At 72.4% G+C, this 21,313-nt stretch carries 19 protein-coding genes; 10 read left to right on the top strand and 9 right to left on the bottom strand.

Annotation, left to right across the window (positions count from 1 at the left end; translation table 11 throughout):
• Positions 1-73: 73 nt before the first annotated feature.
• The 5 genes from WME83_RS33260 to WME83_RS33240 all read right to left on the bottom strand — a co-directional run bounded on the left by WME83_RS33260 (position 74) and on the right by WME83_RS33240 (position 5,905).
• Complete coding sequence (locus tag WME83_RS33260; protein ID WP_437313731.1) at positions 74-2,164, bottom strand: protein kinase domain-containing protein; 2,091 nt, start codon at positions 2,162-2,164, stop codon at positions 74-76.
• Positions 2,165-2,227: 63 nt separating this feature from the next.
• Positions 2,228-2,863, bottom strand: coding sequence for a hypothetical protein (locus tag WME83_RS33255; RefSeq protein ID WP_437313730.1), 636 nt, complete (start codon positions 2,861-2,863; stop codon positions 2,228-2,230).
• Between the two features lie 26 nt (positions 2,864-2,889).
• Positions 2,890-3,411 carry a hypothetical protein gene (locus WME83_RS33250; protein ID WP_437313729.1) on the bottom strand — a complete coding sequence of 174 codons (522 nt, stop codon included), beginning with the start codon at positions 3,409-3,411 and terminating at the stop codon, positions 2,890-2,892.
• Positions 3,412-3,481: 70 nt separating this feature from the next.
• On the bottom strand, positions 3,482-4,564 hold the full coding sequence (locus WME83_RS33245; RefSeq protein WP_437313728.1) for a fibrinogen-like YCDxxxxGGGW domain-containing protein: 1,083 nt from the start codon (positions 4,562-4,564) through the stop codon (positions 3,482-3,484).
• A 168-nt stretch (positions 4,565-4,732) separates the two neighbouring features.
• Positions 4,733-5,905, bottom strand: a complete 1,173-nt coding sequence (locus WME83_RS33240) for a PAS domain-containing protein (RefSeq protein ID WP_437313727.1) — start codon at positions 5,903-5,905, stop codon at positions 4,733-4,735.
• A 352-nt stretch (positions 5,906-6,257) separates the two neighbouring features.
• Between WME83_RS33240 and WME83_RS33235 the strand changes: the two genes are divergently transcribed.
• The 5 genes from WME83_RS33235 (at position 6,258) to WME83_RS33215 (ending at position 13,055) form a co-directional block, all read left to right on the top strand.
• Complete coding sequence (locus tag WME83_RS33235; protein ID WP_061629811.1) at positions 6,258-7,157, top strand: 1,4-dihydroxy-2-naphthoyl-CoA synthase; 900 nt, start codon at positions 6,258-6,260, stop codon at positions 7,155-7,157.
• A gap of 353 nt (positions 7,158-7,510) precedes the next feature.
• Complete coding sequence (locus WME83_RS33230) at positions 7,511-9,496, top strand: glycoside hydrolase family 9 protein (RefSeq protein WP_437313726.1); 1,986 nt, start codon at positions 7,511-7,513, stop codon at positions 9,494-9,496.
• 142 nt (positions 9,497-9,638) lie between these two features.
• Entirely contained in the window at positions 9,639-11,540 is a 1,902-nt protein-coding gene (locus WME83_RS33225) for a DEAD/DEAH box helicase (RefSeq protein ID WP_437313725.1), read from the top strand.
• Positions 11,541-11,685: 145 nt separating this feature from the next.
• Positions 11,686-12,087: a DUF4398 domain-containing protein gene (locus WME83_RS33220; protein WP_437313724.1), complete on the top strand. Its 402-nt coding sequence runs from the start codon at positions 11,686-11,688 to the stop codon at positions 12,085-12,087.
• 17 nt (positions 12,088-12,104) lie between these two features.
• Positions 12,105-13,055, top strand: coding sequence for an OmpA family protein (locus WME83_RS33215; RefSeq protein ID WP_437313723.1), 951 nt, complete (start codon positions 12,105-12,107; stop codon positions 13,053-13,055).
• A gap of 109 nt (positions 13,056-13,164) precedes the next feature.
• Here WME83_RS33215 and WME83_RS33210 read toward each other — a convergent pair whose 3' ends face one another.
• Entirely contained in the window at positions 13,165-13,980 is an 816-nt protein-coding gene (locus tag WME83_RS33210) for a hypothetical protein (protein WP_437313722.1), read from the bottom strand.
• A gap of 169 nt (positions 13,981-14,149) precedes the next feature.
• Between WME83_RS33210 and WME83_RS33205 the strand changes: the two genes are divergently transcribed.
• From WME83_RS33205 to WME83_RS33195, 3 genes are all read left to right on the top strand, one after another.
• Positions 14,150-15,409, top strand: a complete 1,260-nt coding sequence (locus WME83_RS33205; protein ID WP_437313721.1) for an NAD(P)H-dependent flavin oxidoreductase — start codon at positions 14,150-14,152, stop codon at positions 15,407-15,409.
• Between the two features lie 95 nt (positions 15,410-15,504).
• Complete coding sequence (locus tag WME83_RS33200; protein WP_437313720.1) at positions 15,505-16,347, top strand: CPBP family glutamic-type intramembrane protease; 843 nt, start codon at positions 15,505-15,507, stop codon at positions 16,345-16,347.
• 195 nt (positions 16,348-16,542) lie between these two features.
• Entirely contained in the window at positions 16,543-17,325 is a 783-nt protein-coding gene (locus WME83_RS33195) for a hypothetical protein (protein WP_437313719.1), read from the top strand.
• A 94-nt stretch (positions 17,326-17,419) separates the two neighbouring features.
• Here the strand turns inward: WME83_RS33195 and WME83_RS33190 are convergent, their stop codons facing one another.
• On the bottom strand, positions 17,420-18,061 hold the full coding sequence (locus WME83_RS33190; protein WP_437313718.1) for a glutathione S-transferase family protein: 642 nt from the start codon (positions 18,059-18,061) through the stop codon (positions 17,420-17,422).
• Positions 18,062-18,271: 210 nt separating this feature from the next.
• Here WME83_RS33190 and WME83_RS33185 point away from each other — a divergent pair, with 210 nt between their 5' ends.
• Positions 18,272-18,595: an ArsR/SmtB family transcription factor gene (locus WME83_RS33185; RefSeq protein WP_437313717.1), complete on the top strand. Its 324-nt coding sequence runs from the start codon at positions 18,272-18,274 to the stop codon at positions 18,593-18,595.
• Positions 18,596-18,641: 46 nt separating this feature from the next.
• On the opposite strand, the gene WME83_RS33180 is transcribed toward WME83_RS33185, so the two are convergent.
• Positions 18,642-19,403: an SDR family oxidoreductase gene (locus tag WME83_RS33180; protein WP_437313716.1), complete on the bottom strand. Its 762-nt coding sequence runs from the start codon at positions 19,401-19,403 to the stop codon at positions 18,642-18,644.
• A 191-nt stretch (positions 19,404-19,594) separates the two neighbouring features.
• Here WME83_RS33180 and WME83_RS33175 point away from each other — a divergent pair, with 191 nt between their 5' ends.
• On the top strand, positions 19,595-19,894 hold the full coding sequence (locus tag WME83_RS33175; RefSeq protein WP_437313715.1) for a hypothetical protein: 300 nt from the start codon (positions 19,595-19,597) through the stop codon (positions 19,892-19,894).
• A 42-nt stretch (positions 19,895-19,936) separates the two neighbouring features.
• On the opposite strand, the gene WME83_RS33170 is transcribed toward WME83_RS33175, so the two are convergent.
• Positions 19,937-21,307: an SLC13 family permease gene (locus WME83_RS33170; RefSeq protein ID WP_437313714.1), complete on the bottom strand. Its 1,371-nt coding sequence runs from the start codon at positions 21,305-21,307 to the stop codon at positions 19,937-19,939.
• Positions 21,308-21,313: the final 6 nt, after the last annotated feature.

Genomic DNA, 21,313 nt, shown 5'->3' with positions numbered 1-21,313 from the left:
GCGGCCAGGGAGCTCGCCGCGCGCCGGCCGGCGGGCGTAGCGCTTGGCCTGCCCGCGCGCGTCGCGCACCTCGTTACGTCCCGAGGCGCGCCTTCAGCTGCTGGATGGCCTCGGCGATCGCCTTGTCGTCGCGGAAGCAGCACGGGTCGTTCCGCCTGCACCGGGCGCCGTGCAGCACCTGGAGCTCGAAGAGCGTGCGCTCGTCCCCCTCGGCCGCGGCGCGGCCGAACAGCGCTCGCTTGCCGTTGCACGTCGCCTTGCGGAACGCGAACGTGACGCGGAGCGCGGGGGTCGCGCGCGCCATCACCTCGGGCCGCGCCAGGATCTCGCTGGCGCGCCGGGCCGCCTTCGTGCCCCCCCGGGCGCGCACGATGTCGAGCAGCACGTCCAGCCCGCCGGTGCCGAGCCGGTTCGTGAGCAGGTCGAAGACCTGGTCCGCCGCCGGGTTGTCCTCCTCGAACGCGATGCCCGCCACCGTGGAGAGGACCTCTTCGCGCAGGCCTCGGCTCAGGACGAGCTCCGGGTCGGCCTCGGCCAGGGCCAGCATCGACTGCGCGCCGAGCACCCAGTTCCTGGTCGCGACCGCCTTGCTGAGCTGCGCGCGCGGCCCGGCGGCGCCCCGGTCGTCCTCCTCGGGCGGCGCGCTCGCCGGCGCTGCCGGCGGCGGCGCTATCGGCGCGGGCGGGGTGACCACGGCGGCGGCCGCGGGCGGCTCCGCGGCCGGCTTGGGCTGCCGGAGGACGAGCCAGAGCGCGACGCCGATCGGGAGCGCCGCCGCGGTCGCCAGCGCCACCGCGAGGGGCACCCAGCGCGCCGAGGGCGCGGGCCGGCGGTGCGCGTGGGCGAGCAGGGTCTTCCGGGGGCCTGACCAGGCCGGCGGCGCCGCCTTGGGGGCGCCTTGCGCGGGCTGCGCCGCCCGCGTTCCCTGCGCGGCCTGCGCGGGCTGCGCAGCTGGGGCTTGCGGCGCGGCCTGCGCCGTCTGCGCTCCCGGCGCGCTCTGCGTTCCCGGCGCGGCCTGCATCGCCTGCGTCGCCTGCGCCCCCTGCGCGCCGCTCCCGACCGCCGCGTGCGCCGTCGCCCGCGCGATCGCCGCCAGCGCCTCGTCGAGCGCCGCGACCGCATCGGCCGCCGTCTGGTAGCGGAACGACGCGTCGTGCTCCATGAGCCGCGCCACGGCCTGCTCCACCTCGTAGGGCACGACCAGATCCGGCGCGCGCAGGCCGAGGGACGGCGGCCCCGCCGCGCCCTGCTGCTTGAGCCGCGCCACGATGTTCTTCGTGTCGAAGGGGTGATGCCCGGTGAGCATCTCGTAGAGCACGAGCCCGAGCGCATACAGGTCCGCGCGCGCGTCGACCGCATCCATCCCGCGCAGCGCCTCCGGCGCCAGGTACGCGAGCGTGCCGAACACCTCGCCCGCGTTCGTGAGGGCCGGGGTCGGGCCCGCCGTCTTCCGGCTCTGGCTGGACAGGAGATCGACATTCACCTTCGCCAGCCCGAAGTCGATGAGCCGGACCTGATCGTGCGCGTCGAGCAGGACGTTCAGCGGCTTCACGTCGCGGTGGACGATGCCCTTCTCGTGCGTCGCCGAGAGCGCCGACGCGATCTGGCGCGCGATGCGGAGCGCCCGCGCGGGCGGCAGCCGCCCCTCGGCGATCACGTCCTTGAGCGGCGTGCCCTCGACGTACTCGAGGACGAGGAAGAACGACGCGTCGTCCAGCTGACCGAAGTCGATGGCCGCGACCACGTTCGGGTGCCGGATGTGGGCGCCCGCGACGGCCTCGCGCTCGAACCGGGCCACGAGCTCCGGCATCCGCCGGGCGAGCGGCCTGAGCACCTTGATGGCGACCCGCTTGCGGAGGTGCACCTGCTCGCCTCGGTAGACGGCGCCCATCCCGCCCTCGCCGATGAGCGCGTCGACGCGGTACCGCCCCGAGATCAGGCTCCCGACCAGCGCGTCGCCGCCCGCGCCGCCGGCGGCGGCCGCCGCCTCGATGTCCTCGGCGAGCGCCGAGCTCGAGAGCTCCTCCAGCGGCACGGCGGCCGGCGCTCCGTCCTTCGGCACCGTGAGCTCCTCGATGTAGGCCGAGCCGAGCGGCTCTTCGGCCGAGCCGAGCGGCTCTTCGGCCGAGCCGAGCGGCTCTTCGGATCGCGGCGTCTCCGGCATGCGGCGCAGGATATCAGGTCGGCCGGCGCCGCGGGGAAGGGGCGCGCCGCCCGGCGGCCCACCTCACAGGAGGAACGACACGCCGAGCGAGAACGCGGGATACCCGAGGCGCATCGTGAGCGTCACGTTCTCGGTGAAGTGAAAGCGCCCTCCGATGAACACCACCGGTGAGACCCCGGGGTACGGGTCGCGCCCGAGGTCGCCGAGATAGAACGACAGCCCCGGCTCGCCGAAGACCGACCACCGCCGGTGAAGCCAGAAGTTCCACTGCATCACGACCGAGCCGAACGCGTAGTTCGACGCGTCCCCGTACGCGTCCACCTCGGTGCAGATGCGCGTGCCCGCGGGCCCGTCCTCGAAGTGCGTGCAGTCGCCGCGGTAATTCCCGTTGCCCGCGTAGTGGAGGCCGTCGATGCCGAAGCCGAGCCCCACCGAGTCGTTGATGCGCTTGATGAAGCCGTCGGGCACGATATCGATGGTGGCGCGGAAGCCCGCGCCGACGCCCGTCCCGACGCCGGGGCCGAGCGGCTCGAACGGCGCGAAGAGCAGGTGCGGCTCGAGCTCGACCTTGTAATCCGGGCGATCCCCGGGGCGCTTGATCGTCATCTGCGCTTCCCCGACCTCGGCCCATCCGACGGTCAGCGCCGCGAACGAGAGCGCGGCGGCCAGGAGGCGCGGCGCGCGAAGCTGCGATGTCATCGCTCTCTGCATGGATCTCCGTCTCCTCAGCATCCGCCGCACGCGCGCGAGCCGTCCGGGCAGCTGACCGCGGCCTCGCCGTCGGGGCAGCGGATGCGGCACTCGCCGCTCACGTTCTCGCAGAACACATGGCACGAGCCCCGGCACTCGATCTCGCAGGTCGCCACGTTCCGGCAGGTCACGACGCTGCTCGACCCGACGCTGACGCCGCACCGGCTGGTGTCGTGGCACTCGTAGCGGCAGCCGCGGTCGCAGATGGCGCCGCACGACGCCGTGTTATGACAGTTGAGATCGCAGTCGTCGCCGCACGAGGCCGAGCAGTCGTTGACGTCGAAGCACTCGAACGAGCACCCGTGCTCGCAGACGGCGCCGCAGTGGACCATCTGGAAGCAGCGCTGGTCGCAGAAGTCACCGTCGCAGCCGAGGTAGCAATCGTCTCCGTTGAAGCACTCGCACGCCTCTCCCTCGACGCAGGCGCCGCTGTTCCAGCAGCTCGCCAGGCAGAGGCCCGCGAAGAGCATGAGCAAACACAGTGCATAGAAGCGCATGGCCGGGTCAGCATACTCGAGCCGCCCGGAAATTGTCACCAAATCCGCGGAGGTGCGCCCCGAGGTCGGCTCACCACCGCGTCCAGCGAGAGATTCGCCGAACGCGTGTAAATCGTGTGTCGTCGCTGGCGAGCCCGAGCCGCTCCGCGAGGTGGGTCCCGAGGTGGGGGCCCCAGCCGCCGTCGTCCCGCGGCTCGTCCCCGTCCGCGCCGAGGTTGTATTCCCAGCACTGCGCGTAGTGCTGCGTGACGTTCTGGTTCTGGAGCGCGCAGTTCCCCGGGTCGGGGTCGGCGTCGCGGTCCTGTGACGACCACCCGGAGAGGAACTGCGAGACGTAGATGTCGGCGTTCCCGGAGACGTGCGCGGGGCGGAGGAGCTTCATGGTCGCCGAGTCGATGCCTTCGGCGGTCGCGCGCATGACCGTCTTGGCGGTCCCCTCGATATCCTCGATCTCGTCGCGGTACTCTCGACCGACGAAATAGAGCGAGCCTCGGTAATAGTTCTGCGAGATCGCCGGCTCTCCCCGGGTCGCGAGCCGCTCGGCGTAAGGGATGTTCCAGAAGGGGAGCGTCGCTCCCGCGTCGGATCCGACGCTGTTGTAGACGAGCGCCCAGCCGCCGCCGTCCGTCGTCAGATCGCAGTAGACGGGGAGCTCCGGCTCCGGGCCGGTCCCGTCCAGATCGAGGAGGACCACGCCGCTCGGCTGGCCGGGGGGAACATCGGCGCACCGGGCGTAGGTGCACCCCTGGTTGACCACGCCGTCGCAGTCCTCGTCCTCGGCGGTGTCGCAGCGCTCGGACGCCGGCAACACCTCTCCGACGCAGGGGCCGTATCCGTTCCCGTCCTCGTCGCAGGTCCTCACGCCGCCGCGGCAGACGCCGCGGTTCAGCGTGTCGCGCCCTCCGCTGTAACAGCCGTCCTGGGTTCCGGGATCGCACGGCCCGCCGCTCGCCGTGGAGCCGCCGCCGCTCGCCGTGGAGCCGCCGCCGCTCGCCGTCGAGCCGCCCTCGCCGGCGCTCGCCGTGGCGCCGCCCGCGCCGCCTCCGGCGCCGTCCTCCCCGAACCTCCGCACCTTCGTCGTGCAGGCCGGCGCGGCGGCCAGCCACACGACGGCCGCGCAGCAGGCGCCTGCGGCCGGACGTCGGCCGAGCACCGTGCGATGTTGGGGGGACTCCTGGGAGGACCGAGCGCGCGCCACGCTGCCTTATACACCAGCCGCCTCGCCCCGCCCATCGACCGAGCGCGACCGGGGCGAGCCGGGGGCAGCGCCGGCGCAGGGGGGGGGCGCGGCGCCGGCGCGGCCGCGGCGCCGGCGCGGCCGTCAGGGCGAGAGGGCCCGGGCCGGGGTCTGCCCGCTTTGCAGCGCGAACGAGATGGCGCTCTGGAGGGTGCTCTTCGTGATGAGGCCCGCCAGGTCGAGCCCGAGCCCGACGAGCGTCTGCGCCACCGCCGGCCGGATGCCGGTCAGGATGGTCCTTGCGCCGAGCAGCTGCAGCGCCCTCGCGGTGTCGACGAGGGCGGAGGCGACCCGCGTGTCGATCTCCTTGAGCCCCGTCACATCGAGGATGACCATCTGGGCCTGGCTGGACTGGACTCCATCGAGCGCGACGGTCATCACCTGGTTGACGCGATCCGTGTCCATCTGGCCCACGAGCGGCATGACCACGATGCGATCGGTGATCGGGATGAGCGGCGTCGACATCGCCTGCATCGAGTCGCGGAGCCGCGCGAGCGTCCGCTCGAACTCGCCGAGCAGCTCCCGGTACGACGTGACGTCGTGGGCGGTGCCATAGACGAGGCGGTTCGCCGGCTCCTCGGCCGCGTCCAGGTGCGCGGTCCACGCGAGCCACTTGTACGAGCCGTCCTTGCACTCGTAGCGGTTGTCGAACCGGATGGTCGTGCGGCCCTGGAAGAGGGCGGCGGCCTCGGCGAGCGTGGCCTCGCGGTCCTCGGGGTGGACGAACTCGATGAACGGCCGCGACGTCATGTCCTCGGGCGTCCACCCCAGGGTGCGCTCCCAGGCCGGGTTGGCGTGCCGGAAGTACCCCTCGGCGTCCAGGGTCACGAGCAGGCCCACCGAGACCTGGAACAGCCGCTCGTACACCTTTGCGAGCTGCGCCACATGCGCGAACTGAGCCGCCTGCTCCCGATCGTTCGTCACGTCGAGCGCCGTGGCATAGATGAGGCGCGCCTCGGCGGGCTCGGCCATGTCCACGCGGGCGGCCCAGCCGAGCCACTTGTACGACCCGTCCTTGCACAGATAGCGGTTGTCGAACCGCGATGTCGTGCGACCGTTGAAGAGGGCGTTGGTCTCGGCGAGCGTGGCCTCCCGGTCGCCCGGGTGGACGAACTCGATGTACGGCTTCGCCTTGAGCTCGTCGAGCGACCAGCCGAGGGTCCGCTCCCAGGCGGGGTTCAGATCGTGGAAATGGCCGCGTGCGTCCGCCGTGGCCAGGAGCCCTGACGCGACCTCGAACAACTTTTGGTGGCTCAAGCCGATGTCCTCCCCTGCGCGGGCACGGCGCGCTCCTCGTCGCGTCCGGCCGCTCCGCTCGACTCCCCTGTCCCGATGCAGGCGAGCGCCGCCGCCGTCCGGCCGGAGCGCGCGAGCGCCCGCGTCCACACGGCGGGAGGTCGAGCCCACCCATGCTTCGGAGCTTGCTTGTCCACGAGATCGACTTTTATGTCAAGAGTGTTTCGTGGGCTCCGCCGGGTCGCGCGGAGGCCGCGGGGAGCGGCCGGAGCCGGGTGTGCGTGCTCGCCCCTGGCCGGCATCCGCTGTCAGTGTGAGCGAGGTTGCAAGGCCATGATGAGGCGGGTAGGGTCCGCGCCACAAGGAGTGGACCATGACCGTCTCTGCGATTTTCAACCCGGCGCGCTGGCGTGAGGTCGAGGGCTTCTCGTTCGAGGATCTCACCTATCACCGCGCCGTCGATCAGGGCACCGTGCGTATCGCGTTCAACCGGCCGGAGGTGCGCAACGCCTTTCGTCCCCGCACGGTCGATGAGCTGTACACCGCGCTCGAGCACGCGCGCACGACCTCCGACGTGGGTTGTGTGCTGATCACCGGCAACGGGCCTTCTCCGAAGGACGGCGGCTGGGCGTTCTGCTCGGGCGGCGATCAGCGCATCCGCGGGAAGGACGGTTACAAGTACGAGGGGGAGAGCGCGGGGCAGGCCGATCCGGCGCGGCTCGGCCGGCTCCACATCCTGGAGGTGCAGCGGCTCATCCGGTTCATGCCGAAGGTCGTCATCGCCGTGGTGCCCGGCTGGGCGGCGGGCGGCGGCCACAGCCTCCACGTCGTCTGCGACATGACCCTGGCGAGCCGCGAGCACGCGATGTTCAAGCAGACGGATCCGGACGTGGCGAGCTTCGACAGCGGTTATGGCTCGGCGCTGCTCGCGCGGCAGGTCGGGCAGAAGAAGGCGCGGGAGATCTTCTTTCTGGGGCTCGATTACACGGCGGAGCAGGCGGCGGCGATGGGGATGGTCAACGCCGTGGTGCCCCACGCCGAGCTCGAGGAGGAGGCGCTGCGCTGGGGGGCGATCATCAACTCGAAGAGCCCGACCGCGATGCGGATGCTGAAGTATGGTTTCAACCTGCCTGACGAGGGGCTCGTCGGACAGCAGCTCTTCGCCGGCGAGGCGACGCGGCTCGCCTACGGTACGGAGGAGGCGCAGGAGGGTCGGGATGCCTTTCTAGACAAGCGCCGTCCGGATTTCAAGCGCTTTCCCTGGCACTACTGACGGCGCCGCGCCGCGCGCTCTCTCCGGGACCCCGGCGGACTCCCGTAAGTCCTCTGAAACATGAAGAAAAATTGATGCAGAACCGGGCGGCCGGGCGCCGTCACCGCGGCCCACAGGTCGGATCTGACCTGTAAAATTGCATCGTGGACGCACGGATGCGGCATGTTTGCGACGCCGCGATGCGTGATCTCGAGTCAACGAGGTCGGGTGATCGTGGGGCGCCAGGGGCGCCTATCTGCGCTTGACAATCACACCGTATCCATCAATGGTGTCGCTGCCGCGCCGTGACGTGACGTTCGCATCGTTCACCGCTGCGCGGCTCTCAACTTCTTCTTCTTCCGGAGATGCTCATCATGCTTTGTGCTGCTAGGTCGGCTGGTTGGAAGCGTTCATGGCTGTCCCTGGGAGGGTCGCTTCTCCTGGCGCTCGTGGGCGGCCTCACCGCGGTTGGCTGCGGCGACGACGGCTCCTCGAACGGCGCGAACAACGGTTCGGGCGGCGCGGGGGCCTCGGGCGGCGCGGGCGGCGAGGGCGGCGACGGCGGCGTGGGGGCCTCGGGCGGGGGCGGCGCGGGCGGCGAGGAGCCGGTCGAGACGGTGCCGCCTTCCGGCTCGGAGCTGATCCGCGTCAATCAGGTCGGGTACCTGCCGGCCGCCGCCAAGGTCGCCACGGTCGTGGCCGCGGCCGACAAGCCGCACGCGTGGGAGCTCGTCGACGCGGCCGGCACGGTGGTCGACAGCGGGGCGACCCGCGTCGTGGGCGACGACGCCGCCTCCGGCGAGCACGTGCACACCATCGACTTCAGCGATTTCACCACCGTCGGCGAGGGCTACACGCTCCGCGTCGGGTCGGTGTCGAGCCACCCGTTCGACGTGAGCCCGACCATCTACTCTCAGATGAAGTACGACGCGCTCGCGTACTTCTATCACAACCGCTCCGGCATCGAGATCCTCGAGCAGTACGTCGGCCCGGACCACGCGCGCCCGGCGGGGCACAAGCCGGACGAGGCGCCCTGCGCCGACGGCATCGGCTGCTCGTACACGCTCGACGTCACGGGCGGGTGGTACGACGCCGGCGATCACGGCAAGTACGTGGTCAACGGCGGTATCTCCGCCTGGACGCTGCTGAACCAGTACGAGCGGTTCGTCGCGCTCGGGACCACGGCGGGGGACTTCGGCGACGGCAAGCTGAAGATCCCCGAGAACGCGAACGAGATCCCCGACCTCCTCGACGAGGCCCGGTGGGAGATCGATTTCATGCTCAAGATGCAGGTGCCCCAGGGCGAGACCAACGCGGGCATGGTGCACCACAAGATCCACGACCTCGCGTGGACCGGCCTGCCGCTGGCGCCGCACGAGGATCCGCAGCCGCGCTTCCTGCGCCCGGTCACCACGGCGGCGACGCTCAACCTGGCCGCGACCGCGGCCCAGGCCGCGCGCATCTGGAAGGAGCTCGACCCCACGTTCTCGGCGAAGTGCCTCGAGGCCGCGACGCGGGCGTGGACCGCGGCGAAGGCGAACCCGAAGGTCACCCTCCCGAACGAGGCGATGGTGCCGGGCGGCGGCGCCTACGGCGACGAAAACCTGGGCGACGAGTTCTACTGGGCGGCCGCCGAGCTGTTCCTCACCACGGGCGACGCCGCGTACAAGGCCGAGCTCGCGGCGTCGGACTACAGCAAGGAGCTCATCGGCGTGGACGGCACGTTCAGCGCCATGACCTGGGGCCAGGTCGACGGGCTGGGCGCCATCTCGCTCGCCGTGGTCGAGGCCCAGCACGCCGCGGCCGAGCGCGAGGCGGCCCGCACCCAGCTGATCGCCATCGCCGACAAGTACCTCGAGGGCGTCGCGACGGAGGGGTACCGGGTGCCCTTCACGGTGGGCGCGGGCGGGTATCCCTGGGGCTCCAACTCGTTCGTGCTCAACAATATGCTGGTCCTGGCCCTGGCCCACGACTTCACCGGCGAGCAGAAGTACTTCGACGGCGTGGCGTCGGGCGCGGACTACCTCCTCGGGCGCAACCCGATGGACAAGTCCTATGTCTCCGGCTACGGCGAGAACCCGCTCGAGAACCCGCACCATCGCTTCTGGGCGGCCCAGGTCGACCCCGAGTACCCGTCGGCTCCGCCCGGCGCGGTCTCCGGCGGGCCGAACTCCGGGCTGGAGGATGAGGTGGCGCAAGCGGCGCTCGACGAGACGGCCGAGCGCGCGAAGTGCGCCCCGCAGAAGTGCTACCTCGACGACATCGGGGCGTGGTCGGTCAACGAGATCACCATCAACTGGAACAGCCCGTTCGCGTGGACGGTGGCCTGGCTCGACGAGAAGGCCAAGACCGCCCAGTGACCCGAGAGCGCCGCGCGCTCGCGTGATCGCGTGATCGCGTGACACGCGGCGCGGCCCCCCCGGGGCGCCGGCAGCCCCCCGGCGCCCCGCCGGGCGATTGGCCGCGACAACCGTCCAGGTTCTGCTAGGTTGCGCGGCTTTCATGAATCCAGACTCATTGCACGACGCCTTGCCCGCGCCGCTCGCGGGCGCGCTCGCCCGCCGCGGCTTCACCTCCCTCACCCCCGTTCAACACGCCGTCCTCGCGCCCGAGCTCGCCGGGCGCGACCTCCGCATCTCGTCGCAGACCGGCTCCGGGAAGACCGTGGCCATCGGCCTCGCGCTCGCCCCCCGCCTCGAGCGCGCCCTCGCCGGGCGCGCGGCCGCGCCCGACGCCGCGGCCGCGCCCGACGCCGCTCCCCGGACCGCGGCGGCCCCGGCCGCGGTGATCATCGCGCCGACGCGCGAGCTCGCCGCGCAGATCGCCGGCGAGCTCGGCTGGCTCCTGTCGCCCCTCGGCGCGCGCGTCGCGTGCGTCACCGGCGGCACCAGCTTCGGCGCCGAGGCGCGCGCGCTGCGCCGCGACCCGCTCGTCATCGCCGGCACGCCCGGGCGCTTGCTCGACCACCTGGAGCGCGGGACCCTCGATCCGCGCGGCGTCCTCGACCTCGTGCTCGACGAGGCGGACCAGATGCTCGACCTCGGCTTCCGCGAGGAGCTCGAGGCGATCGTCGGCAAGATGCCCGAGGACCGCCGGACCCACCTCGTCTCGGCCACCTTCTCGCGCGAGGTCCGCGCGCTGGCCGACCGCTTCCAGCGCGACCCGGCGAGCGTCGAGGGCACGCGCCCCGGCGCGGCCAACGTCGACATCGCGCACGTCGCCCACCTCGTGCTGCCGGCGGAGCGCGACGCCGCGCTCGTGAACCTGCTGCTCCTCGCGCCCGGCGAGCGCACCCTCGTCTTCGTGCGCACGCGCGAGGGCGCCGCCGAGCTCGCCGACAAGCTCACCGCGCTCGGCCTCCCCGCGCGCGCCCTGAGCGGCGACCTCGAGCAGCGCGAGCGCACGCGCACGCTCGACGCGTTCCGCTCGGGCGCCGTCACCACCCTCGTCGCGACCGACGTGGCCGCGCGCGGCATCGACGTGCCCGAGGTCGGGCGCGTCATCCACGCCGATCCCCCGGGCGACCCCGAGGTCTTCACGCACCGGAGCGGCCGCACCGGGCGCGCGGGCCGCAAGGGGACGAGCGTGCTGCTCGTCGCGCCGCCTTCGCGCGAGCACGCGCTGAGGCTGCTCCGGCGCGCGCGCGTCGAGGCCACGTTCCGGCCCGCCCCGTCGCCGGAGGACGTGCTGCGCGCCGCCGACGAGCGGCTCGCGGCCGAGCTCGCCGGCGCCCGCCGGGCCGACGCGGCCGACGCGGCCGCCCCGGCACCCGCGTCGGGGGCGGGTGAGGCGCAGGAGCCCCGTGAGGCGTTTTGCCACGCGCCCGACGCGCGGCTCCAGCAGCTCGCGGCCCGGCTGCTCGCCGACATGGACGCGACCGAGCTCGTCGCGGCCCTCCTCGCGCGGGCGAAGCACACCGGCCCCTGCGCTCCGCAGCCGGTCACCGCCGTCGCGCCGCCGCGGTCCGAGCCCCCGCCGCGCGGCCGCCCCGCGGGGCCGCCGTGGTCCGGCGCGCCGTCGCGCGGCCGTTCCGCCGAGGCGCCGTGGTCGGGCGCGCCGTCGCGCGGCCGTTCCGCCGAGGCGCCCTGGTCCGGTGCGCCGCCGCGCGGCCGCTCCGCGCCTCGCCGCGGCGACGGCGAGCAGCCCCCGCGGCTCCCGTTCGTGCCCTTCCAGGTCAACTGGGGGGAGCGCCACGGCGCCGATCCCCGGCGCCTGCTCGCCCTCGTGTGCCGCCGCGGCGGCGTCTCGAGCCGTCAGATCGGCGCGATCCGGATCGGCTCCACCGCGTCGGTCGTCGAGGTGGCGTCCCCCGCCGCGCCCGATTTCGCGCGCGCGGTCAACCAGCCCGACGCGCGCGACGCGCGCATCCGGATCGTCCGCGCGAGCTCGATGCGCGTCGACTAGCCCCGTCGCCGAGCGTTTCGCCGAGCGCCGGCGGCGCGCGCCGCCGCGCCGCGATCGATCGCGCTCGCGCCCTGCGGCGACAATCGCCAGCAAGTGCAGGGGTTTCCTGATTTCTCGACGACCTCAGGTGTTGTACAAAGGCCGGGTGAACCGACGCCCGAACAACAAGCCAGCCCTACGCCGTCTCGCGAGCCCGGTTGCGGCGCTCGCTGCATTGCTCGGCCTCGCCCTCGCCGGTTGCGGTGGCTCCCTGCCTCCGCCGAACGACCAGCTCGCCGAATCTCAAGCCGCGATCCGCGCGGCCGACGAGGTGGGCGCCGAGGCCGACCCCCAGGCCACCCTCCACCTGAAGCTCGCCCGCGAGCAGCTCGAGAAGGCCAAGAAGCTGATCGAGGCCGAGGAGAACGAGCCCGCCCTGCGGCTCCTCGAGCGCGCCGAGGCCGACGCCGAGCTCGCGCTGGCCATCGCCAAGGCGCGCGCCACGCAGGCCCAGGCGCAGGAGGCGCTGAAGCAGGTCGAGAAGCTGCAAGAGGCGGGGGTCCAGTGAAGCGAGAGGTGAAGGAGATGGCTTCTTTCGTGAACAACGTGTCGTCGCGGGGCTGGTCCCTCGCGCTGTGCGCCGCGCTCGTCGCGGCCACGGGGTGCAGCGCGGCGATCCCGCCGAAGGAGCTCGTCGACGCCCGCACCAGCTACAAGCGCGCGGCCCAGGGCTCCGCGGCGAGCCTCGCGCCCGCCCAGCTCGACACCGCGAAGCAGGCGCTCTCCCGCGCCGAGGGCGCGTTCAACGAGGACCCCGAGGCCCAGCAGACGCGCGACCTCGCGTACATCGCCGATCGCAAGGCGCGCGAGGCCGAGGCGGCGGCGGCGCTGCAGCAGGCGCAGCGCGACAAGGCCGCGGCCGAGGAGGACTTCAAGGAGCTCTCGCAGCAGCAGCTCGCCACCGCGAAGGACGCGCTGCAGAGCGGCCAGCAGCAGATCGAGCGCGAGCGCCAGGCGCGCGCCCAGGCCGAGAGCGCGCGGCTCCAGGCCGAGAGCGCGCGGACCGAGGCCGAGAAGGCCCGGCAGGAGGCCGAGGCGGCGCGGCGGGAGGCCGAGCGCGTCGCGAACGCGGCGCTCGCGAGCCTCAAGGAGATCGCCGCGGTGAAGGAGGAGAAGCGCGGCGTGGTCATCACGCTCTCCGGCGCGGTCCTCTTCGCCTCGGGCAAGTCCGAGCTCCTGCCGATCGCCAAGGAGAAGCTCAACCAGGTCGCGACCACCCTGAAGGATCAGGGGTCGCCGCCGCTCCGGATCGAGGGGCACACCGACTCGACCGGCTCCGCCCAGGCGAACCGCAAGCTCTCGCTCGCGCGCGCCGACTCCGTGAAGGCCCACCTCGTCAGCGTGGGTCTGCCGGCCGACAAGATCGCGACCGTCGGCCACGGGCCGGATCGCCCGGTGGCGGACAACGCGAGCGCCGAGGGCCGCGCCAACAACCGGCGCGTCGAGATCATCGTCAATCCCACCTCGGCGCAGTGACGCGGCCGGAGGGGGCTCGCGGGGAGGCGGGGAGCACGTTCGTCGGCTCCTCCCGCCTCCCTGCCTTTCTCCGATCCTCACCTCACGGCGAGCGGCGACGCGGCGTCGGTCATCCGGGGCTACCCCCATCGCCCCGGGGAGCGCGCCGCGCGAACGGCCTCAGGCCCGGCGTCCTCGCGACGCGGAGCGCCGCCCCTCGCGCCGCCTCTCGCGTCGCCTCTCGCGTCGATCGAGGCCTCGACGGGGCGAGCGCGGGGCGCGCCGCGCCGGCCGCGATCTGCGCCTCGATCGCGTCGAACATCCCCGTGAGCTCGCGGTAGCACCGGTCGATCAGCTGCAGCGCCTCGGTCCGCGTCTCCTCGTCGAGGGCGATGGCCTCGATGTGAGCGTCGGTGTCTTCCTCGAACAGGTCGTGGGCCTTCTCCACGTCGAGGTGCGTCTGGGAGAAGTAGCGCAGGCGGCGCCGCTCGCCGATGCGCTCCAGGTAGCGCGCGACGCGCTCGAAGAAGACGTGTCCCGCCGACTCGAGCGTCAGGAGCAGGGTGAGCCGGCACGCGTCGTGGCGCGCGCGGAGCGCCTCCGAGAGCAGCGCCAGGCTCGCGTTGCGCGCGGCGCGATGACGCTCGCCGAACAGCTCGGCCGCGGTGGGGGGCTCGAGGCCGAGCGCCGCCAGATCGCCGAGGAACCAGCGGTCGTGCCCCGCGTCCTCGAGGCGATGGCGGTGCACCATGCGCTTGTACCCCGGATCCGTCGCGCCCTCATCGCAGATGCGCAGGATGTCCTGAAATGTCATCACCCAGAACGTCAGACAGACCGGGAAAGGCGCGAGCCGCTCGAAGGGCGGATCCGTCGAGAGGCGCGCGAAGAAGGGGTGGTCGCTGAACTGCTCCTGATGACGCACAATGTGCTGCTGAACGGTTTTCATGGGCTGGCTTTCTCCGAGAGCCCGTAAGAGTGCAAAACACATACCGAAAACGGAACGTCCGGTGCGTCGCCAACCGCTTTGAGGAGCGCTGAGGAGCCCTGCGGCCGTCGGCCGAGGTGGTTCTGGGTGGGCGTGCGTGACGCGCAGGACGAAAGACACGGAGGAATCGGTGCACAAGCTCGATCGACGTACGTTTCTGGATCTCCTGGGGCTGAGCGGGCTCGGTCTGGCCCTGGGCCCGGGCTGCGTGCTGGGCGATGCGGGGCGCGGGCCTGAGGAGGACGGCGAGGCGCTGTCGGACGGATTGCGCCCGGGGCCGGCGCTCTCGCTCCGGACCCGGCTCACCGTGGATTACGGTGTTCCGTTTCCGCTCGTCAGCGCCGGCATGGCGTTCGTCAGCCTTCCTCCGCTGGTCGCGGCGGTCTCGAACGCGGGTGGGATCGGCGTGCTGGGGTCGGCGACCGAGCCGCCTTCCGTCGTCGAGGCGCGGATCCGGGCGACCAAGGCGCTCACGGCGGGCGTGTTCGGCGTGGATTTCATCGTCGCGACCGGGCCCGCGGGCGCGTTCGTCACGCGGGATCACATCGATGTCTGCGTCGCCGAGGCGGTGCGGCTCGTGGTCTTCCACTGGAACGCGCCGGAGGTCGCCTGGGTCGACGCGCTCCACGCGGCGGGCGCGAAGGTCTGGGTCCAGGTGGGCTCGGTCGCGGCCGCTCGCGACGCCGTCGCGGTCGGCGCCGACGGGATCATCGCGCAGGGGTCGCAGGCCGGCGGGCACGCCCGGGCCACGGTGACGACGAAGGCCCTCGTCGATGCCATCCGCAGGGACGTGAAGCCGGCGCTGCTCCTCGCGGCGGGCGGGATCGCGGACGGGGCCGGCGTCGTGCGGGCGCTGCGGGACGGCGCCGACGGCGTCGTCGTCGGCACGCGGCTGGTGGCCTCCACGGAGGCCTACGCCCATCCCGACTACAAGGCTCGCCTCGTCGCGGCGGGCGCCGGGGCGACGGCGGTACAGACCTTCTTCGGCCCGGAGTGGCCGGGCCAGCGCCAGCGCGTCCTGCGGAACCGCGTCGTGCGGCAGTGGGCCGGGAGAGAGCCGCGGATCCCGGATCCGCCGCCCCCGCCGGCCACCATCGGCACCACGGTGCTGTTTCCCGGGGTCCTGGACGTCCCGTACGAGATGCCGAAATTCAGCGCGTTCGTGCCCACGCCGGACACGGTGGGCGACCTCGAGGAGATGGATATGCCCGCCGGCTCGGAGAGCGTCCTCTCCATCGCCAGCGTCAAGCCAGCAGCCGAGATCGTGGCGGAGATGATGACCGAGGCGCAGGCCATCCTCGGTGTGCGCCCGACCGGCGTGCTCGGCGCCGCGCCGTCGGGAGGTGACGCGGACGACGACGACTCCGACGATCGTGCGTTGGACGACTGACGGGCAGCAGAGCGGCCCGGCCGGAGCGCCGTGCGGGCTCGGGCGCAGGCCTTCTCGATTGTGCCGGGGGCGCCCGCGGTGATAAGGCACGGCGCGTGATCGGACGTTTTTTTCGCGGGATCTGGCAGGAGTACGTCATCGACCTGCGCGATCGGCTCGACGCCGAGGCGGCGCTCCATCGGGCCGAGACTCCCGCGGGCGAGGTCACCCGCCGCATGGTGAGCGTCTTTCTCACCGTGATCGGCGTGCTCATCTTCGTCCGGTTCGCCGGCAACGAGAACGACACGCGCTGGATGGTGGATGGCCTGCGCGCCGTGGGCCTCGATGACGTCGCGGCGCGGCTCCACGACGCGCTGAACACCTCCCCGGACCGTCGCTTTCACCAGCGGATCGTCTGGGCGGTGGGCCGCCTCGCCGGTTACCTGCTCCCGACCCTCCTCGTCGCGCGCTTCGTGCTGCGCGTGCCGATCCGGACCCTCGGCCTGCGCGTCCGCGGGACGGCGCGGCACATGTCCATCTATGCCTTGTTCTTCGCGGTCATGGCGCCGGTCCTCTACGTCGCGTCGCTCTCGCCGGCCTTCCAGGCGAAGTACCCCTATTACAAGCTCGCGCGCGGCGAGGACCTCTGGCCGTGGTTCTGGGCGTGGGAGGCCCTTTATGCAGCGCAGTTCGTCGCGCTCGAGTTCTTCTACCGCGGCTTCTTCATCCACGGCGTCCGCCGCGCGCTCGGCTACGCCTCGATCTTCGCCATGATGGTGCCCTATGCGATGATCCACTTCGGCAAGCCGTTGCCCGAGGCGCTCGGCTCGGTGCTCGCCGGGTTCATCCTCGGCACCGTGAGCCTGAAGAGCGACTCCATCTGGGGCGGCTGCGCGATCCACGTCGCCGTCGCGACGTCGATGGACCTGCTCTCCCTGTGGCATCAAGGGCTTCTATGACCCCGCGCGCGCCTCGATCCCCGCTCACCCGCGCCGCGTGACGCGGCTGCCCGGCGTCCGGCCACGCGGTGCTCACTTCGGCCGCTCACCGCGGCCGGCGGCCTGCGCGACGGAGCCAGCGCCGTCCAGCAGCACCGTTTATTTACGGAAAGAAAAATTTGAACATGCGCCGGGGACGGGCAATTGTTAAGGACCATGACAAAGTCGCCCCTCCTTGCCCTCGTCGTCGCCGCCGCGGCTTCCCTCGTGCAACTTGGCTGTGCCGTCCTCCCGGAGGATGCGGCCGAGGAGCCCGTCGATGCGGAGGAGCAGGCCGCGATCATGGGGAATGGGCTGACCCTCAACGGGCTGACGTTCAACGGGTTGACGTTCAACGGGCTGACCTCCAACGCCCTGACGTTCAACGGTCTGACCTTCAACGGGTCTGTCATGGCGGCGCTCTCGGATCCGCTGGGCCGCCAGCAGCTGTCCACCATCGTGGGCTGCGCGCTCCCCAAGGGGCAGGTCATCCGCCTGAACATCGAGGGCGCCGACTACGCCTTCGAGGGCTCGACGGGCCTCGCGCCCGAGTGGGGCAAGCCCGGCGGCGCGTGCGGCGAGAGCTGCAAATCCTGGGTGTCCGCGTGCGTCATCTCCCGGGTCAACTACCTCGGCGAGACCGTCCGGATCTCGATCCGGGGGAAGGACAAGGCGCTCGCCAGCACGAGGGAGGAGCGCGAGGGATACACCAAGCGCGAGGGCGCCTATTTCGGAGACATCTTCGCGACCCCACAGAAGCTCTACGCCTGCGTCGCGCCCGGCGCGTCGCAGATCCCGCGGGTGTGCGGGCCCTCCATCCGGGACTGCTCCTCCATCGAGGTGCTCGGGGAGTGCGATGACGTCTGCGGCCACGAGCTCAGCGACGGCGCTTACGACAAGTGCAGGGATCCCTCCGGCAAGGTGCAGCAGGGCGCCGTGACGGTGTTCCTGGCCCGATAAACCAGCTCACGCTCCGCGCGGGCGGCGGCCTCGCTTCCCTCGGGGGCCGCCGCCGGGCAGAGCGCGAGATGAGCCCGGGCGGCGCGGCGCTCGCTCAGCGATTCCGCACGAGCTGCGGCTCGGTCTCTTTGACGCTCTCGCGGGAACGGAGGCGCTCGCACCACGCGCGCAGGCGCGGGTGGGGCTCGAAGAGCGACGCCTCCGGGGTCAGCTGGAGATAGCGGACGATCGGCAGGACCATGATGTCCGCGATCGTCAGCCGATCGCCCGCCAGGAACTGCCGGTCTCCGAGGAAGCGATCGAGCTCGGAGAGGGACGTCCGCACGACCGGGACCGCCGCCTGCACGACGGCCTCGTCCTGCGCGAGGCCGCGCGCCGCCGCGAACAGCCGCTGGCCCACGATGCCGGGGCCCGCCGCCCTCCAGAAATACCAGTCGAGGATGCCGACCGCCTGGTTCATCCGCGCCGCGTCGCGCGGGTCGCTCGGCTGGAGCGGCGGGGAGGGGACCACCTGGTCGAGATACCGGAGGATCGCTTGCGTCTCGTACACCCTGAAGCCGTCGTGCTCGAGCACGGGCACCTTCGCGAACGGATGCCGCTCCCGGTGCGCCGGCAGGAGGTGCGCCCCGAAGGCGACCTCGACGAGCTCATAGGGGATCTTCTTCTCGACCAGCGCGATCTCCACGCTCCAGGTGTAGGTCGAGCCGGGGGTGCCATAGACGATCATGCGCGACATGACAGCTCCTTTGACGAGAAACGGGGGCGCGGACGCGCGGCGCGAGCAGGCATGGAGCGCCCCCCTAGCCGCGCCTCCGGCGGTCCGCGCCAGCGCGCGGCCGAACCCCGCGCGCCGTAACGCGTAAGCCAATACTTACCGGTTCGAGGGGTCCGGTCAAGCGGAAGATCGTCCTTGCGGCTGCCTCTGCGCCTGCGCCATGCTGGCTCCATGGATCCGGTCGGTGCGGTGCTGGCGGCACTCGCTGATCCGACGCGCCGGCAGATTCTCGAGCGGGTGCGCGCACAGCCGCTCTCCGTGGGAGACATCGCCAAGACGGTGAGCGTGAGCCGCCCCGCGGTGTCGCAGCACCTCCGCGTGCTGGAGGACGCCGGGCTGCTCCGGTGCCACAGGCGCGGTCGCCACAACTTCTACGAGGTCGACCGCGAGGGGCTCAGCGCGCTGCGGGCCTATGTCGAGAGCTTCTGGGACGACGTCCTCGGCGCCTTCCACGCCGCCGCCGTCGAGGAAGCCGAGCGCAAGAAGCGGCATTGAGGGAGGCGCGCCGGGCCCTCGGCCGCGGGCCTCCCCCCGGGCCGGGTCAGGCCAGGGTCCTGCCGCCGTTCACGGAGAGCTTCTGGCCCGTGATGAAGGTGGCGGCGTCGGACGCGAGGAAGACCACGGCGTCGCCGATCTCGTCCGGCGTGCCCAGGCGCCGGAGCGGGTTGCCGGCCGCATAGCCCTCCATGGCCGCCTGGCTCGCGCCCTCGCTGAGGTGGCGCTCGACCGGGACCCAGCCGGGCGCCACCAGGTTGACGGTGATCCCGTGCGGGCCGAGCTCCACCGCCCACGAGCGCGTGAGCCCGAGCTGCGCGCCCTTGGCCGAGACGTAGCTGGAGAACGCGGGGACGCCCTGCTCGAAGACCTCGGACCCGATCTGGATGATCCGGCCCGCGCGGCGCTCCTTCATCCCGGGGACCACCGCCCGCGCGAGGAGGACCGGGCTCTTCACGAAGAACTCGAGCTGATCGAGGCAGTGCTGCCAGGTCAGCTCCTCGAGGGGTACGTGCGGCTGCGGGCCCGTCGCGTTCAGCACGAGCACCTCGATCGGACCGAAGCGCACCTGCACCTCGTCCACGAGGCGCGCGACCTCCCGCTCGTCGCGCACGTCGGCCTGGAACGCCTCGGCCTCGCCGCCGCCCCGCCGGATGTCCTCGACCACGCGCCCCGCCCCGTCGCGGCCGGCGAAGTAGTTCACCGCCACGCGCGCCCCGGCGGCCGCGAGCCGGCGGGCGATGGCCGCCCCGAGGCCGCGGGAAGCGCCGGTGACCAGGGCTACTCGTTTCGACAGATCGTGCGCCATTCAGGCCTCTCCTGGGGATGGGTGACCGCGGACCGCCCGGCGCCGCAAGGGAGATCGGCCGCGCAAACGCGCCTCCGGGAGCCCCCCTCCCGCGCAGCGCCGCTCGCCGCGCGCCGTGGGCCAGGGTCGGTCGCCGCAGGTGTAGTAGTCGACTGGGATCCAGCAATACAAGATTTTTCCGTCACCTTGTCGTGCTGCTGCATCGGATGTTGGTTTTCTCACCCGTAGAAGTGAAGTTTTTCAACGCAATGCGCTACTGGGTGACCTCCGCGCATCGTACGCTGAAACACATGAAACCACGAACGATGCGACAAGCCCTGCGCCCTCTCGTGATGCTCGCCATGGGGCCGGTGTTCTGTGCGGCCGTGGGGATCACGCTGATCCACGCCTGGCTCGACGTGCGGCGCCGGCCGCGCGAGCGGCGCCGCCTCGGCCGCGCTGCAGTGCGGCATCGCCTCCAGCGGCCGCGGGAGCATGCGGGCTGTGATTGACACGGCGCTTCCTCGGCGTGACCGCGGCGCCCGCGCTCCGGCTCAGCGCACGAGGAGGAGCCAGAGGAGCGCCGCGGCGGTCGAGGCCAGGGTCACCGGGACACCGACCTTGGCGTAGGAGCGAAAGCCGATCTCGCGCTCGGCGCCCACGGTCTCCACGACGATGATGTTCGCCACCGAGCCGAGCAGGGTGAGGTTGCCGGCGAGGGTGGACACGACGGCGGTCGCGATCCAGGCGAGGTGCGGATCGGGCTGGCTGCGGATGTACGACTCCGCGAGCAGGATGAAGGGGACGTTGGAGACGATCTGGCACCCGACGAGCATCGCGATGCCCAGCCCGAGCACGCCCATCGTCGGCCCCGCGGGGAGGTAAGGGCTCGCGGCGCGCAGCGCCTGCTCGGGCATGCCGGTCTTCTGGAGGCCCGCCACGACGATGAAGAGGGCGCCGAAGAAGACGAGCACGGTCCACGAGACCCGGTCGAACAGGCCGTTCGCGTCCCGCCGGTGCAGCAGGATCGCCGCGGTCGCCCCGCCGATCGCCGCCCACGCCAGGTTCGCGCCCAGCACGAACAGCACCGACACGACCGCGATGCACGCGAGCGGCACGAGGGCGCTCGGCCGGGCGCCCCCCGCCGGCGCGGGCGCGGCGGATTCGGGCGCGGAGGCGGGCGCCGCGGATGCGGCTGCGGGCGCCGGGGAGGCAGCTGCGGGCGCCGGGGATGCGGCTGCGGGCGTCGCGGATGCGGGCGCGGGCGTCGCGGATGCGGGCGCGGGCGCGGGCGCGGGGGCCTGCACCGCGATGCGGCGCCGGAGCAGGAGGTGCAGCATCACGGCCGTGACGGCGAGCCCGATCAGCGCGGCGGGGCCGGCCTCCAGCAGGTACGTGCGGTACGGGATGCCGGACAGGTGACCCACGAGCATGTTCTGCGGGTTGCCGGCGAGCGTGAGCGCGCTGCCGGCGTTGGCGCCCATCGCGAGCGCCAGCAGGTACGGCACCCGGTCGAGCCCCGCGCGCCGGGCGGTCCGGTCGACGAGCGGCGCCAGCATCACGCAGACCGAGTCGTTCAGCAGCACCGCGGAGGCGAGCCCGGCGCCCACCGTGACCAGGTAGAGCAGCCGGACCGGCGAGAGGTTCTGCCGCGCGACCCACGCGGCGGCGCGCTCGAACACCCCCGCCACGTCGAGCGACGCCGAGAGCAGCATCATGCCGAGCAGCAGGCCGATGGTGTTCGGCTCGACCGCCGCGAACGCCTCGTGCGGCGTCAGGCCGGCGCCGGGCTCGATCGCGCTCAGGAAGACCATCGCGCACGCGCCCGCGAGCGCGCCGGCCGGGCGGCCGATAGGCAAGATCGACAGGCGGCGCGCGGCGATGAGGATGTACGTCGCGGCGAATACGAGCAGGACGGACCACACGGCGCG

This window comes from Sorangium sp. So ce385 (assembly GCF_051474135.1).
Lineage (GTDB): Bacteria > Myxococcota_A > Polyangia > Polyangiales > Polyangiaceae > Sorangium > Sorangium cellulosum_D.
This window is presented reverse-complemented; position numbering and strand designations above follow the sequence as displayed.